This is a genomic window from Nostoc sp. FACHB-133 (genome assembly GCF_014698055.1).
Taxonomy (GTDB): domain Bacteria; phylum Cyanobacteriota; class Cyanobacteriia; order Cyanobacteriales; family Nostocaceae; genus Nostoc.
In genome coordinates, this window is sequence record NZ_JACJSH010000001.1 from 349,767 (window position 1) to 362,745 (window position 12,979).

The following is a 12,979-nucleotide window of genomic DNA, read 5'->3' on the forward strand; positions in this document are numbered from 1 at the left end:
CAACTCCTCGGAATAATTGTGGACTAAACTTATCAGGCTCTCGATTCCGGTGTTGTGAAATAACGTTTTTCAAACCAGAAAGCAACATTAACAAGACCAATTAATACAGGCACTTCCACCAGAGGCCCGACAACGGCGGCAAAAGCAACACCCGAATTAATGCCGAATACTGCGATCGCAACTGCGATCGCTAATTCAAAATTATTTCCTGCCGATGTAAATGCTACACTTGCGGCTCTAGAATAGTCCGTCTTAAAGCGCCAAGCCATGTAAAAGCTGACCAGAAACATGATGATGAAGTAGACAATCAACGGAATTGCAATCTTCACTACATCTAAGGGGATCTGAACAATCAAATTCCCTTTCAAGCTGAACATAACGACGATTGTAAATAACAGAGCAATCAGCGTGATCGGGCTGATTTTAGGCACAAATTCTTCGTGATACCACTGCTTACTTTTCACCTTTACTAAGAAGAAACGAGTGAAAAATCCAGCTAAAAAGGGAATACCAAGATAGATAAATACACTTTCAGCAATCTCGGCAATGCTGACATTCACAACACTACCTTGTAAGCCAAAAAGTGGCGGTAATACAGTGATAAAAAACCAGGCGTAAGGACTATAAAAGATAACTTGAAAGATGCTGTTGAAGGCAACCAATCCAGCCGTGTATTCTGTATTGCCTCGTGCCAAGTCACTCCACACAACTACCATTGCAATACAACGGGCTAATCCAATCAGAATTAATCCTGTCATGTATTCTGGATAACCGTGTAAGAAAATAGCCGCCAGAGCAAACATCAAAATTGGCCCAATGATCCAATTCTGAATTAGTGATACACCAAGAATTTTTCCGTTGCGAAATACATCCCCTAATTCTTCGTATCGCACCTTAGCTAAGGGCGGGTACATCATCAGAATTAACCCGATGGCAATTGGTATATTGGTTGCTCCCACCTGAAACTGGTTGATAAACGCTTCGACTCCAGGAAAGAAATAGCCCAAGCCAACACCGATGGCCATTGCTAAAAAAATCCACAAGGTTAGAAAGCGATCAATAAAAGAGAGGCGTTTTGCAGTTTTTTTGTTCATTACAATTAACCCCATACATGAATGCAGGAGCTTAGAGCAGGAATTTCAGATTATTCAATCCAACATCCAAAATTGAAAATCTAAAATTCGGTGAGTTATATCAAGAGTATATACCCATCATTTCAAAAAAAATTGATTTGTTAATGCCTATAAAAGTAAAATTAAACAAAATATCACAAAAAAAATTGATGAATATTTAAGTTTCGCAGGGGGGACGAATAGGTAATATTGGGCTAAAGCGGCGGAATTCTGCTAGATACTGCTCTAGGGCAACAAATTGCGGCAGATTGAGGCTGTAGTAAATCCAGCGCCCTTCTTGACGAGCGCGAACCAAACCCGCTTCTTTCAGGGTTTTGAGGTGAAAAGACAGTTTAGACTGAGTTGTTCCCAGGTGGTCGCATAGGTCGCACACGCATAGTTCTTGAGAGCGTAGGAGTTCTAAGACCTGAATTCTTAGGGGATCGGATAGGGCATGAAAGCCAGCAGCGATCGCATCAGGAGTGAAGGTGCTATTAGGAGCCATCAATTTTTTTTGAAGTATTTATAGTAAAGTCTAAATCATCGCAAAGTAATAGGCATCATTGCATTGTGAATGATGCTCGGCATTTACGCCAATGAATATAGTTTGCAGAATGGGAATGCGTAGGCGTAGCCCGCCGCAGGCATCGTTTTTTTGATCTCCCCTTGTAGAGACGCGATTCATCGCGTCTTGTATTTATCAGTTTTGTACGTATTATAAATTTATCCAAATCCAGCAAATCCGATCGCTAAAATAAAAAAGCAAGATAACGAAGAAATGCTTAACTTAACTATATTGATTTTTGGTTTATAGTCGATTCTTAGTTGGGATCACAATCATTGAGAAATAGGGTACTTTATCTGGATCAACTTCATCCAAGGGTATGATGCGTTGCTGTGATGTTGATGCCCGCTCAATATATCTTGCCCGTGATGCTAGCCCTAATTTATGCAGGATATCCCGTACTTTGGTAAAGTGACGACCTAGCTTCATAATTGCTGCTGCATCAGTCATCAACAAATGTGTAGTCAGTTCTTCTGCTGGCAATGGGGCGGGTAAGACTGTGAGAATATCGGTGTAGTAAGTGAAAGGTACACCCAAAGCTACCGGACAAGCCATCAGCGAGGAAACTCCGGGGATAACTTCTGTTGGGTACTCTTCAGATAATCGTGTGAAAACGTACATGAAGGAACCATAGAAAAATGGATCGCCCTCGCATAACACCACCACATCTCGACCTGCTGCTAAATGGTCGGCGATTGGTTGAATTTCCTTGTCATAAATAGACTTAGCCTTTTCTGGTTCCAAAGCGCGGGGGAGGTGAAATAACACCTCGATTTGATTACCAGGAAGATATTGCGCCACGATCGCTCTAGCGACACTTTCTTTATCTGTGGCTGATTGATAAGCTACCACAGGAGCCGCACGTAATAGCCGCAATGCTTTCAGAGTCAATAATTCGGGATCGCCGGGGCCTACACCAATTCCATAGAGACGACCTTTGATTTTGCTCATTATTCTTCCTCCGTTGCCAGGGCGTTAACTGCGGCGGCCGCGATCGCACTTCCACCGCGCCGACCGTGTAATGTTAAAAATGGTACATTCCTGCTATCTGCTGCCAGCGCCGCTTTCGATTCGGCTGCACCGACAAATCCCACTGGAAAGCCTAAGATAATCGCAGGTTTGTTAGCTCCCTCATCGAGCATTTCTAAGAGTCTAAATAGTGCTGTGGGCGCATTACCAATTGCAATTACCGATCCCTCCAGATGCGATCGCCATAATTCCAATGCTGCTGCCGACCTTGTAGTACCAAGACGCTGGGCCATTTCTGGGACTTCCGGCTCGTTGAGGGTACAGATAACTTGATTGTTTGCAGATAACCGTCGCCTAGTAACGCCATCGGCAACCATCCGACAATCGCATAAAATTGGCGCTCCCTCTGCTAGCGCTGCCCTTGCGGATTGCACTGCTGTTGGTGAATATCCCAAGTCAGTGACAATATCCGTCATCCCACAGGCATGAATAAGACGCACAGCAACTTTTGCTACATCTGGTGGCAGCATATCTAGGTTTGCTTCTGACCGGATGATTGCAAAAGAATTACGGTAAATTTCGTTGGCATCTCGGATGTAGTCGGGCATTCGATTTTGGATTGATTTGTTTAGCAGGCAGCAGGGAACCTAAGTGTTTATTGAATCACAGTTGTAATTGAGCGATCACACATCGATTGCTAAATTCCCTGAAGGATTCATCAAGATTCAAGCGTTGAATTTTATATACATCTAGCATCCGCTTTATTAATGCAGGTAGTTCCGCAAAAGTCACATATTGATATATTTCCCGTCCAAATTTATGCTCGCTGTCACCAACATAAACGTGATAACCTTCTACAGTTCCATTGCCATCCTCAATGCTGACACCGAGCAATGTAATATCACTCTTGTTATGCTGGGCGCAAGATTTTTCACAGCCACTAAAGTGGATATTAACTGGACAATCCAGAGTAACGCGAGTTTCAAGATACTCTGCTAATGCCAACGCATGACTTTTAGTGTCTGTGGCAGAAGAGGCACAACCTTTGTTTCCAGAACAGGCAATTAACGCACTCTTGATGTTAGTTGCTGAGGTATCTAATCCTAAGAAAGCAATTTCATTGTGAACATCAGCAACCCATTGGTGAGGAATATCTGTTAGCAGCAAATTTTGCCAGGGGGTTAACCGAAGAGTGCCGCTACCATATTTTGCTGCTAAATCTGCCAAACCCTTCATCTGCTTACTCTCCAACCGTCCAAGAGGTAACACCAGACCAATGTAAAATAAGCCTTGCTGACGTTGGGGATGGATGCCAATATGCTGATATTTCCCCTCTGACCGCTCCCCCAACCTCTCTCCTGCAATGAGAGGGGAGAATTTCTCCCCCTTCCCTCGTAGGGAAGGGGGTTGGGGGGTTAGGTCACTGCATAAAAGAGAAAAAAGTAAGCGCTGCTGAACTTCTTGGAGATAATTTTCATAACCCAAAGTATTCAATAACTCTAAGAGACGTAGCCGGCGATTATTTGTAGTATTACTATGAGCTAGATAGACCTCTGTTAAAGCTGCTAAGACGGGTAAACATTGCTCTGGTGTTAACAAAATCCCTGTATCGCTAGGCGGTTGACCCTTTGCGCCGACACTGAGATAGAGGCGGAAGTAAACATCAGCATCGACTAAGACAGCAGCGAATAAGATATCATTTAGGCGATCGCACACCCGAATAATTCCACCACCATCAAAGCAAACGCTAAATTTTGCCGATAGTCCCGAAAGCGCCGGATGTTCAGCAATATAATTATCCCAACCTTGGACAAAAGGGCGAGTGTCGATTAATTCTTGCGGGTCAATACCAGCAGTTGGGCTGGTCATAATATTACGGATGTGGTCTACAACAGAATTGCGAGAACCCAATCCCATATCCTGTAAGTGCTGCAAAACCTCACTATTTATCCCCGTGCGAATTTCGCGGACTTGTAGGTTAGCTCGATTAGTGACATCAACATAGCCACCACCATGCTGGTCTGCTATATCTGCGATCGCACGGCACTGCTGACTACTAATAATTCCACCTGGTATTCTAATGCGAGATAATATACCATCAGCGGCGGGTGTAGCATAAAACAAGCCAGGACAAGTGGCAAATCCAGAAAGCAAACTTGGAACTCCTTCCCCGTGCAACGCAGGGAGTAGATGGTGAGTGTGACATCTTGAGAGTTGGCATTCTGACTTGGGTGATCCCATCACAGCTGCGGCACAGTCCCGGAATTTTACCGGAGTTTCCCAACACCAAGCTTTAATAATTTAGCACGAGAAGGTAGTCAGAAAATTTAATAGTGGGAGTTGCGATCGCAAAATCTTGCGTCTGTTGCTAGAAAAAGCAATCGCTAATTTGGCTATTCAAAAACATAATTTTGAGCCACTTTCCAATAGCGCGAGAACCGCTTCAGGTCAATATATCCATCATAGTCAAAAAATGGTTCTACCTCTAGCGTTTCCACTGCTATAGAACCCTCTATTTGATTGCAGATATCATCAAACCGGGGACTGGGACTGTTGGCTGTGACGACTAAATTCGCATCATGTTCTCTCGCAAAAGCTAAAATTTCTTGTCCTACATCGCCACGACGAATAACAACGGGTAACTCTAGCAAGCATTCGTAAATAAAAGTGAGGCGTTTAAGACTCAGTTGCCACTCATCTATCAAAGCCTCGTCCCAAACCCAGATAGCTGGGGCATCGGGGTATTTTTGTAATCCGGGGTTGTATGGACTGAGGCAGTCTCCATGCACCCAAACAATTGGTTTAGTCATTTGTTATTTGTCATTTGTCAAGAGTTATTATTGTCTTCCTTGTCCCCCTCGTCCCCCTTGTCCTCCTCCACTCCCCCTGCTCCCCTTCCCTTTTTTATCACGCTGCCAACTTTGGCTATTGGCTTGTTTTCTAAATTCTCCTTTGGGAAAAAGTCGCTGTTCTAATTCTTCATAGCTGCCTTCAAAATCACAATGACCGTAAAGCGGACATTTCTGGCAATAAACGCCTTCAGTGTAGCGTTCTAAGTTCTCACGATTGAAAAAATACGGTTTCTGACTAAAGGTGCTGGCAACCCACTGCCATGACATATTATTGCTAGCAGGATCACCATCTAAAAGGTGTTCGAGAAACCACTTGGCTCCTGCTTGCCAACCAATACGCCGCCAATGGACAATGTAAGCTGCTAGCCACATTCGTGCATGGTTATGTAGATAGCCAGTTTCTTTTAAATCACGGCTAAAACTGTCGATGCAAACTCTGCCTGTGATTCCTTGTCTGATATCTTGCGGCAATTCGGGTAAATATTCAGCCACAGTGTAACCAGTTTTGTACTCTTCCTGGTCTTTCCAGATTCCATCCTCTAACTTTACATACAACCGTTGCCAATAGTCGCGCCAACCTAACTCATTAATTAGTTTCGTAGCATCGTTTTTTTGCTGTATCTGGTCAAAGGCATAATCTCGAATTTCTCGCAAACTCAAAACGCCATAACGGATATAAGGCGAAAGTCGCGTCACCGCACCTGTGAAAAAATTACGTGTTTGCGCGTAACGTACTGGGTCGATTTTTTGCAGCGCTTCTTGTGCTGCTTTCCGTCCCCCCACTGTTTCGCTGATGTGGTCATCGCGTCGTGCCGCATCTGGGAATTGTTCGCGGAGATAGGCTACCAACTCATCGCGGTTGGTAAATTCGCGTTGCATATCTTTAGCCATGTGAACTTTGAAGGGTGGGAATAAATAAACAAAAATACCTGTAGGTTAAGTCATTATTATGGCGGATAAATATGAGCGATCGCTCTCAACCTTATGAGAGAACTGTTTATAAGCAAATATAAATGGGTGCGTAGGCATAGCTTGCTGCAAGCATCGCTTTGATACTGATTTTTTTCAGGTTATCAGTAAGTAAAGCTAAGATATCAGATAAATCTGTCACTTTTCAAGACGATGAGCTTGTGCATCAATCCTAACTGCCAAAATACTGACAACCCTGATAATCTACTGCACTGTCAAAGCTGTGGCTCTGAATTGCTACTAGAAGGGTGTTATCGAGTAACACGACCTATAGGCCAAGGTGGCTTTGCTAAAACATTTGAGGTAAGTGACAGTGGAAAGCTAAAAATTTTGAAGGTTCTTATACTAAATCAAACTAAAGCGGTATCACTTTTTCAGCAAGAAGCTGAAGTTTTAAAGCGACTAAATCATCCAGGAATTCCTAATGCTGAGGAATATTTCAAGTTTTTTCCTCAAAATAGCCAAGAGCCAGTTCACTGTTTGGTAATGGATAAAATTGATGGTGAAGATTTACACGAATGGTTAAAAAAACGTGACAATCGTCCAATCAGTGAAAAGCAAGCAGTCCTTTGGCTAACACAGTTGGCGAATATTTTACACGAAGTACATCAGCAGCAGTTTTTCCATCGGGATATTAAGCCTTCAAACATTATGCTAACTGCCGATGGACAATTGGTGTTAATCGACTTTGGTATCGCGCGGGAAATTACCGGAACCTACGAGAAAAAACAAGTAGCAGGCCAAATCACAAAATTTGTTTCTGATGGCTATGCTCCATTAGAGCAAATCAATGGTCATGCTGTTCCGCAGTCTGATTTCTTTGCCTTGGGTCGTACTTTTGTGCATTTGCTGACAGGAAAGTATCCTCTTGAACTAATGGATGATCCCTATGGCGATCCATACACTGCTGGTCTAAACTGGCGTGATAAAGCTAATCATATATCTCCTTTGTTAGCAGATTTTATCGATCATCTGATGATGCGACCAGTAAAGGATCGCCCAGCCAATACCCAGATAATTTTGGAAAGATTGGTAGAAATTAACGAGACTTTATATCCCACAAAATTAACGAAACCAGAGCCTGTCAAAGTATTACCAACAGTCAAGGGGGAAATATTTTCTTTAGAACGCACTCTTGGTAGTTGGAACTATGGACACTCGGAAGCTGTATTGACTTTAGCTATTAGCCCAGATGGGCAGACTTTGGCTAGTGGCATTAATGACAAGACAATCAAAGTATGGAACCTGAAAAATGGCAAGGAAATTCTTACCATTACAGGACATTCAAAACAAATAATTTCTTTAGCAATTAGTGCCGATGGGCAAACTTTAGTTAGTAGTAGTTATGATAATAAAATTAAAATTTGGAACTTGAAGAATGGTGAGGAAATCAGCACTATTATAGCAAACTCAGCGTATATTCTGTCTATAGCAATTGGCTCAGATCAGGAGACAGTAATTAGTGGTGGTTCTAATGGAATAGTAGCACTATGGAATCTAAAAACAGGAGACTATATTCGCACTTTAGCTACACATGATTACAGAGTTACTTCAGTAGCAATTAGTCCAAATGGATATGTAGCTAGTGGTAGCTGGGATACCACAATCAAGGTTTGGCCAAAATCAACTTTAACTGGGCATTTAGAGCGCGTTAGTAGTCTTGCCATTAGCTCAAATGATCAAATTTTAGTAAGTGCTAGTGAAGATAAAACAATTATTGTATGGAATCTGAATACTGGAGAGCAAATTTATACTCTTAGTGGACATTCAGATGCTGTTAATTCTGTGGCAATTAGTCCAGATAGTCAGACAGTGGTAAGTGGCAGTGATGACGAAAAAATTAAAGTTTGGGATTTAAGCAATGGGCAAGAAATTTACACTGTCAATGCTCATTTAGATGGTGTAAATGCACTTGTATTTAGCCCAGATGGACAGATTTTGGTCAGTGGAGGTAAAGATACTACGATCAAGGTTTGGCGAATGCATTAATTTAGAAGTAAGAAAACAGTCCGAACTTTAGGTAAATCAGAATTATGTTGATAAATTCGTGACATTTGTGAATAAGAACGATCGCTCAATATATGTACAATTCTAAAGCAATGTCTACGACGAGCTACGCTTACGCAATCTCTCACACCTCCATCATGAGCAACATTCCCCAAGTCGGACAACCAGCACCAGATTTCTCCACCCCTGACCAAAATGGCAATGCAGTCACTCTCGACGACCTCAGCAGTCAGTGGGTTATCCTCTACTTCTACCCCAAAGATGACACACCCGGTTGTACCACCGAAGCGAAAGATTTTACCGAGTTGTATCAAGACTTCGGCGAACTGGGAGCGAAAATCTTAGGCGTGAGTCCAGATTTGGGTAAGTCCCATTGTAAATTTATCAGCAAACATAACTTGTCAATCACCCTCTTGAGTGACCCAGAACATATTTTGACAGAAGCCTACGGCGCTTGGCGCTTAAAAAAATTTATGGGAAAAGAATATATGGGTGTTGCTCGTTCAACTTTTCTCATTTCACCTGATAAAATTATTGCCTATGCTTGGCCGAACGTAAAAGCCAAAGGTCATGCTCAGGCAGTTTTAACTAAATTACAGGAATTAGCAGCCACGTAAAATTCTCAGTGAGTCTTAATAAATGTCAGCAAAACTTCAATGAGTGAGGAACTATGGCTATTTGCGTGTAAGTTTGCCAAAAAATGGTCTGTGTTGTCTATGATTCAAGTCAAAGAGTCTATTCATACCATTTCTTTGTGAGGTTGCGCCAAACCCTTTTAACTTCTTCTTTCTTTGTGTCCTTTGCGTCCTTTGCGGTTCGTTTTTCTTTCTTATACCTAAATATGGTTTAGCGCATCTTCATACAGAATCGGTATCAGAGCAAGAATTTTTAACGTTATGCAAAACAAAACTAGGTTTTGTTTGATAGAATATAAAGTTGCATAAATTATGGTTCAATTTATCCAAGCACAAAATATTGGGCTTGCCTATTTGGAGAAAAAATTTAGTTTACAGCTAGCCGAAGATGAGGCATTCTTCACAGAATGGTTTGAAAATTTACCGGAAATTACAGATTTAGAAAAGCAAGATTTAGACAGAATAAAACTTCATTTTCTCCGCTTAGTCAAGCGTCCTCCTTTGTCAGAAGAAACGGTGAAATTAGTAGTTTTATCTCCTTTACTCAATTTAGCTGGATTTTATGATGAGCCTTTTTATATAAGAGGCGAGGAATCAATAGGAATTTCTGCGGAAGATGAAGGAGAAATCATTAGAGGTAGAATTGATGTTTTAGTTATTCAAGAACAATTCTGGTTGTTAGTAATTGAATCTAAAAGGTCTAGCTTTTCTCTTTTAGAAGCTGTACCGCAAGCACTTGTTTATATGCTGTCTAATCCTAGTCAAGACAAACCTACTTTTGGATTAGTAACAAATGGTAGTCATTTCATTTTTATAAAACTGACTAAACAAAATATACCAAAGTATGCCTTGTCTGATGAATTTACACTTTTGAAACGGAAAAGTGAACTGTATCAGGTTCTAAGCGTATTAAAAAATTTGAGTCAAAGTTTGAGTTAATAATTATGTCTATTCGCCCTATATACCTTGATTGCCACGCTACTACACCCGTAGATGAACGGGTATTAGCGGCAATGATCCCTTACTTCACAGAAAAGTTTGGCAACGCATCTAGTATTGGTCATGTTTATGGTTGGGAATCAGAAGCTGCTGTCAAACAAACACGAGAGATTTTAGCAGCAGCAATTAATGCCACTCCCGAAGAAATTGTTTTTACAAGTGGTGCAACAGAAGCTAATAATTTAGCTATTAAAGGTGTTGCCGAAGCTTATTTTAAAAAAGGTCAGCATATTATTACTGTCGCCACTGAACATAATGCAGTTCTTGACCCTTGTAATTATTTAAAAACTCTCGGTTTTGAAATCACTATTCTCCCAGTTAAAAAAGATGGACTGATTGATTTAACTGAGTTAAACAAAGCTTTCCGTCCTGAGACAATTTTGGTTTCGGTGATGGCTGCAAATAACGAAATTGGCGTTTTACAGCCAATAGCTGAAATTGGGGAACTATGCCATGCTTACAACATCATTTTTCACACCGATGCAGCCCAAGCTATTGGTAAAACTCCCCTTGATGTGCAAAAGATGAAAATTGATTTGATGTCGCTAACAGCACACAAAGTATTTGGGCCAAAGGGGATTGGGGCGCTGTACGTCCGCAGGCGCGATCCCAGAGTGCAACTCGCTCCCCAGCAACACGGCGGCGGGCATGAACGGGGGATGCGTTCTGGGACATTGTATACACCGCAAATTGTCGGCTTTGGGAAAGCTGTAGAAATCGCTTTAGCAGAACAAGCAACAGAAAACCAACGCCTCACCCAGTTAAGACAAAGCTTGTGGTCACAGCTTTCCCAACTTGAAGGAATTCATCTCAACGGACATCCTCAACAGCGATTGGCGGGAAACTTGAATATCAGTGTTGAGGGGGTGGATGGAGCCGCACTTTTGCTAGGATTGCAGCCAGTAATGGCGGTTTCTTCGGGATCTGCTTGCTCCTCGGCAAGTACAGCACCCTCCAGTGTTCTGACAGCACTGGGAAACCCCCAACAGCTAGCTTATGCCTCAGTGCGGTTTGGTATTGGACGGTTTAATACCCAAGAGGAAATTGATATTGTCGCCAAACATGCGATCGCTACTATTCAAAGTTTACGCCAGCCTTCTTCTATGGATTCTCGCCAAGGAAAGCAGCAATTTGATCTAGCTCCTGCTGATTGAGGCGAAATTCTCCAGCAGCAATAATTCCTTCCACCTGCTTGGGATTGCGTGCGCCAACGATCGCAGCCGTCACCGCCGGATTGTTTAAAGTCCAAGCGATCGCTACCTCTCCGGCGGAGCGATCGTGTTGCTCACCAATGTGCTGCAACACCTCGACTAACTTCAGGTTACGAGATAAACGTGGCTCCTTAAACTCATCACTCTTCTTACGCCAATCATCATCTGGTAAATTGGCAACCCGCTCAGATGTCATCTTTCCTGTAAGCAAGCCAGATTGCATTGGTGAATATACAATTACACCAATGTTATTTTCCTTACAAAAAGGCAGAATCTCGTTTTCAACATCGCGCTTAACCAATGAATAAGGCGGTTGTAATGAGGTAACTGGTGCAATCTCCTGGATACGCTTCAACTGTTCGACATTGAAATTTGAAACCCCGATATAGCGAACCTTCCCTTCATCCTTAAGCTTGGCGAGAGTCGTCCAGCCTTCTTCAATTTCTGTAGCAGGGTTAGGCCAGTGGATTTGGTAGAGGTCAATGGTTTCAATATCCAGTCGGCGCAAACTAGCTTCAACTTCCCGCCGCACAGAATCCGCTTTCAGACTACGACCAATTTCGCCCTTTTCATCCCAAATCATTGAGCATTTAGTGAAAATATAGGGGCGACTAGATCGACCTTTGAGCGCCTTAGCAACAACTTCCTCAGAATGTCCCAGACCATAGATAGCTGCGGTGTCAATCCAATTAACGCCGAGATCGAGAGCGCGAGCGATCGCTTCAATAGATTCTTGATCGTCTTGCGCTCCCCAACCAAAAGCCCAGCCACCTCCACCAATCGCCCAAGCACCAAAGCCAATCGGGGTAATGTGAAGCTCCGAATTGCCAAGTTGTTTAGTTTGCATATCTATCCTATTTAATGATTTTTGAGTCAATTGCTAGTGTAAGGCGCAAATATTTTCTAAACCGCTATCTGCGGTGTGAATCACTACTAGTAGTTCGCCAAGTGAACTTGGCGGGGTAAAGGGTAAGGGGAAAGGGGGAAAGGTTTTAAATCTCTTACCCTTTCCCCTTTCCTCAGACCTCACAAGCGCATTTTTGGGTTGGCAGACTACTAGTAGATACACGACAGCCAATCACTACTTCTGTAAGATTACTAAATCCTAAATGTTGTATTGAGACACACTACAACATATACACTAAACTTGCTTAAAGATAGTAAAAGTTATCAGTTGAAACCAATGTATTTGGAGTGTTTACAGTTACAAAAGCCCTGCTGCCACTTTTAAAGAAGTCAACAGCAGGGCGAAGAGTAAATTTATCAAGTGGTTTAGATTCTCTGACTCAGAACTCGATCCAAATTATGAGTTCGCTAATTTTAAGCTTCTTGCCTATAACTCATTAAAGACGACAGTGAATGCGATCGCAGTTCTGTTGGCTGCTGAATTTAAAGATACCCTGATTGAAGTCAATGCTTCTGACCCTAGTTTCACAGCAACTGAGATTAATCAATACCAAGGATACCGTACCATTTCCCGTAGCGATCGCTACGGGAAATGGTTTTAGCGGAGGGCTTTTTGACGAAGATGGCGTACTTCCTTGGTAGGGGCATTCAGAATTGGGCATTGGGAATTGAAAAGAAGCAGAAGGGCGAGGTGCTGCTAAAAACTCCCCTGCCCATTCCCCATTCCCCATTCCCCATTTCCCATTTCCCATTC

Annotated in this window: 14 protein-coding genes and 1 riboswitch; of the genes, 4 read left to right on the forward strand and 10 right to left on the reverse strand. The window is 42.5% G+C overall.

What is annotated here, in order from left to right; all coding sequences use genetic code 11:
• Nucleotides 1–32: 32 nt before the first annotated feature.
• The 8 genes from arsB to H6G86_RS01650 all read right to left on the reverse strand — a co-directional run bounded on the left by arsB (nt 33) and on the right by H6G86_RS01650 (nt 6,389).
• Entirely contained in the window at nt 33–1,094 is a 1,062-nt protein-coding gene (gene arsB, locus H6G86_RS01615) for an ACR3 family arsenite efflux transporter (RefSeq protein WP_190932804.1), read from the reverse strand.
• Between the two features lie 196 nt (nt 1,095–1,290).
• Nucleotides 1,291–1,617, reverse strand: a complete 327-nt coding sequence (locus H6G86_RS01620; protein ID WP_012412683.1) for an ArsR/SmtB family transcription factor — start codon at nt 1,615–1,617, stop codon at nt 1,291–1,293.
• Nucleotides 1,618–1,647: 30 nt separating this feature from the next.
• Nucleotides 1,648–1,797 (reverse strand): hypothetical protein, encoded by a 150-nt coding sequence (locus tag H6G86_RS01625; protein WP_190932805.1) that lies wholly within the window; start codon nt 1,795–1,797, stop codon nt 1,648–1,650.
• A gap of 123 nt (nt 1,798–1,920) precedes the next feature.
• Nucleotides 1,921–2,628: a precorrin-2 C(20)-methyltransferase gene (locus H6G86_RS01630; RefSeq protein WP_114084811.1), complete on the reverse strand. Its 708-nt coding sequence runs from the start codon at nt 2,626–2,628 to the stop codon at nt 1,921–1,923.
• Nucleotides 2,628–3,254, reverse strand: a complete 627-nt coding sequence (locus H6G86_RS01635) for a precorrin-8X methylmutase (protein WP_190932806.1) — start codon at nt 3,252–3,254, stop codon at nt 2,628–2,630. The genes H6G86_RS01630 and H6G86_RS01635 overlap by 1 nt, the downstream gene beginning before the upstream one ends.
• A 55-nt stretch (nt 3,255–3,309) precedes the next feature.
• On the reverse strand, nt 3,310–4,887 hold the full coding sequence (gene cobG, locus H6G86_RS01640) for a precorrin-3B synthase (RefSeq protein ID WP_190932807.1): 1,578 nt from the start codon (nt 4,885–4,887) through the stop codon (nt 3,310–3,312).
• Nucleotides 4,854–4,944: riboswitch (adenosylcobalamin-variant (AdoCbl-variant) riboswitch) on the reverse strand. Its footprint overlaps the gene before it by 34 nt.
• 95 nt (nt 4,945–5,039) lie before the next feature.
• On the reverse strand, nt 5,040–5,456 hold the full coding sequence (locus tag H6G86_RS01645; protein WP_190932808.1) for a putative universal stress family protein: 417 nt from the start codon (nt 5,454–5,456) through the stop codon (nt 5,040–5,042).
• Nucleotides 5,457–5,483: 27 nt separating this feature from the next.
• Complete coding sequence (locus tag H6G86_RS01650) at nt 5,484–6,389, reverse strand: FAD-binding domain-containing protein (RefSeq protein ID WP_190932809.1); 906 nt, start codon at nt 6,387–6,389, stop codon at nt 5,484–5,486.
• Nucleotides 6,390–6,620: 231 nt separating this feature from the next.
• Here H6G86_RS01650 and H6G86_RS01655 point away from each other — a divergent pair, with 231 nt between their 5' ends.
• The 4 genes from H6G86_RS01655 to H6G86_RS01670 all read left to right on the forward strand — a co-directional run bounded on the left by H6G86_RS01655 (nt 6,621) and on the right by H6G86_RS01670 (nt 11,262).
• Nucleotides 6,621–8,456 (forward strand): WD40 repeat domain-containing serine/threonine-protein kinase, encoded by a 1,836-nt coding sequence (locus tag H6G86_RS01655; protein WP_190932810.1) that lies wholly within the window; start codon nt 6,621–6,623, stop codon nt 8,454–8,456.
• A gap of 155 nt (nt 8,457–8,611) precedes the next feature.
• Nucleotides 8,612–9,091 carry a thioredoxin-dependent thiol peroxidase gene (bcp, locus tag H6G86_RS01660; protein ID WP_190932917.1) on the forward strand — a complete coding sequence of 160 codons (480 nt, stop codon included), beginning with the start codon at nt 8,612–8,614 and terminating at the stop codon, nt 9,089–9,091.
• Between the two features lie 330 nt (nt 9,092–9,421).
• Nucleotides 9,422–10,048, forward strand: coding sequence for a restriction endonuclease subunit R (locus H6G86_RS01665; RefSeq protein ID WP_190932811.1), 627 nt, complete (start codon nt 9,422–9,424; stop codon nt 10,046–10,048).
• Nucleotides 10,049–10,053: 5 nt separating this feature from the next.
• Complete coding sequence (locus H6G86_RS01670; RefSeq protein WP_190932812.1) at nt 10,054–11,262, forward strand: cysteine desulfurase family protein; 1,209 nt, start codon at nt 10,054–10,056, stop codon at nt 11,260–11,262.
• Here the strand turns inward: H6G86_RS01670 and H6G86_RS01675 are convergent.
• Nucleotides 11,210–12,166 carry an aldo/keto reductase gene (locus tag H6G86_RS01675; protein ID WP_190932813.1) on the reverse strand — a complete coding sequence of 319 codons (957 nt, stop codon included), beginning with the start codon at nt 12,164–12,166 and terminating at the stop codon, nt 11,210–11,212. The two genes, H6G86_RS01670 and H6G86_RS01675, sit on opposite strands and share 53 nt — an antisense overlap.
• A gap of 496 nt (nt 12,167–12,662) precedes the next feature.
• Nucleotides 12,663–12,977, reverse strand: a complete 315-nt coding sequence (locus H6G86_RS01680) for a hypothetical protein (RefSeq protein ID WP_190932814.1) — start codon at nt 12,975–12,977, stop codon at nt 12,663–12,665.
• Nucleotides 12,978–12,979 lie beyond the last annotated feature (2 nt).

What these genes read in the sequence shown, in the direction of transcription:
- H6G86_RS01655 (WP_190932810.1), top strand. Translation starts at nt 6,621, where the DNA reads ATGAGCTTGTGCATCAATCCTAACTGCCAAAATACTGACAACCCTGAT.
- H6G86_RS01665 (WP_190932811.1), top strand. Translation starts at nt 9,422, where the DNA reads ATGGTTCAATTTATCCAAGCACAAAATATTGGGCTTGCCTATTTGGAG.
- H6G86_RS01635 (WP_190932806.1), bottom strand. Translation starts at nt 3,254, where the DNA reads ATGCCCGACTACATCCGAGATGCCAACGAAATTTACCGTAATTCTTTT.
- H6G86_RS01670 (WP_190932812.1), top strand. Translation starts at nt 10,054, where the DNA reads ATGTCTATTCGCCCTATATACCTTGATTGCCACGCTACTACACCCGTA.
- H6G86_RS01625 (WP_190932805.1), bottom strand. Translation starts at nt 1,797, where the DNA reads ATGAATCGCGTCTCTACAAGGGGAGATCAAAAAAACGATGCCTGCGGC.
- cobG (WP_190932807.1), bottom strand. Translation starts at nt 4,887, where the DNA reads ATGGGATCACCCAAGTCAGAATGCCAACTCTCAAGATGTCACACTCAC.
- H6G86_RS01620 (WP_012412683.1), bottom strand. Translation starts at nt 1,617, where the DNA reads ATGGCTCCTAATAGCACCTTCACTCCTGATGCGATCGCTGCTGGCTTT.
- H6G86_RS01630 (WP_114084811.1), bottom strand. Translation starts at nt 2,628, where the DNA reads ATGAGCAAAATCAAAGGTCGTCTCTATGGAATTGGTGTAGGCCCCGGC.
- bcp (WP_190932917.1), top strand. Translation starts at nt 8,612, where the DNA reads ATGAGCAACATTCCCCAAGTCGGACAACCAGCACCAGATTTCTCCACC.
- arsB (WP_190932804.1), bottom strand. Translation starts at nt 1,094, where the DNA reads ATGAACAAAAAAACTGCAAAACGCCTCTCTTTTATTGATCGCTTTCTA.
- H6G86_RS01650 (WP_190932809.1), bottom strand. Translation starts at nt 6,389, where the DNA reads ATGGCTAAAGATATGCAACGCGAATTTACCAACCGCGATGAGTTGGTA.
- H6G86_RS01675 (WP_190932813.1), bottom strand. Translation starts at nt 12,166, where the DNA reads ATGCAAACTAAACAACTTGGCAATTCGGAGCTTCACATTACCCCGATT.
- H6G86_RS01680 (WP_190932814.1), bottom strand. Translation starts at nt 12,977, where the DNA reads ATGGGAAATGGGAAATGGGGAATGGGGAATGGGGAATGGGCAGGGGAG.
- H6G86_RS01645 (WP_190932808.1), bottom strand. Translation starts at nt 5,456, where the DNA reads ATGACTAAACCAATTGTTTGGGTGCATGGAGACTGCCTCAGTCCATAC.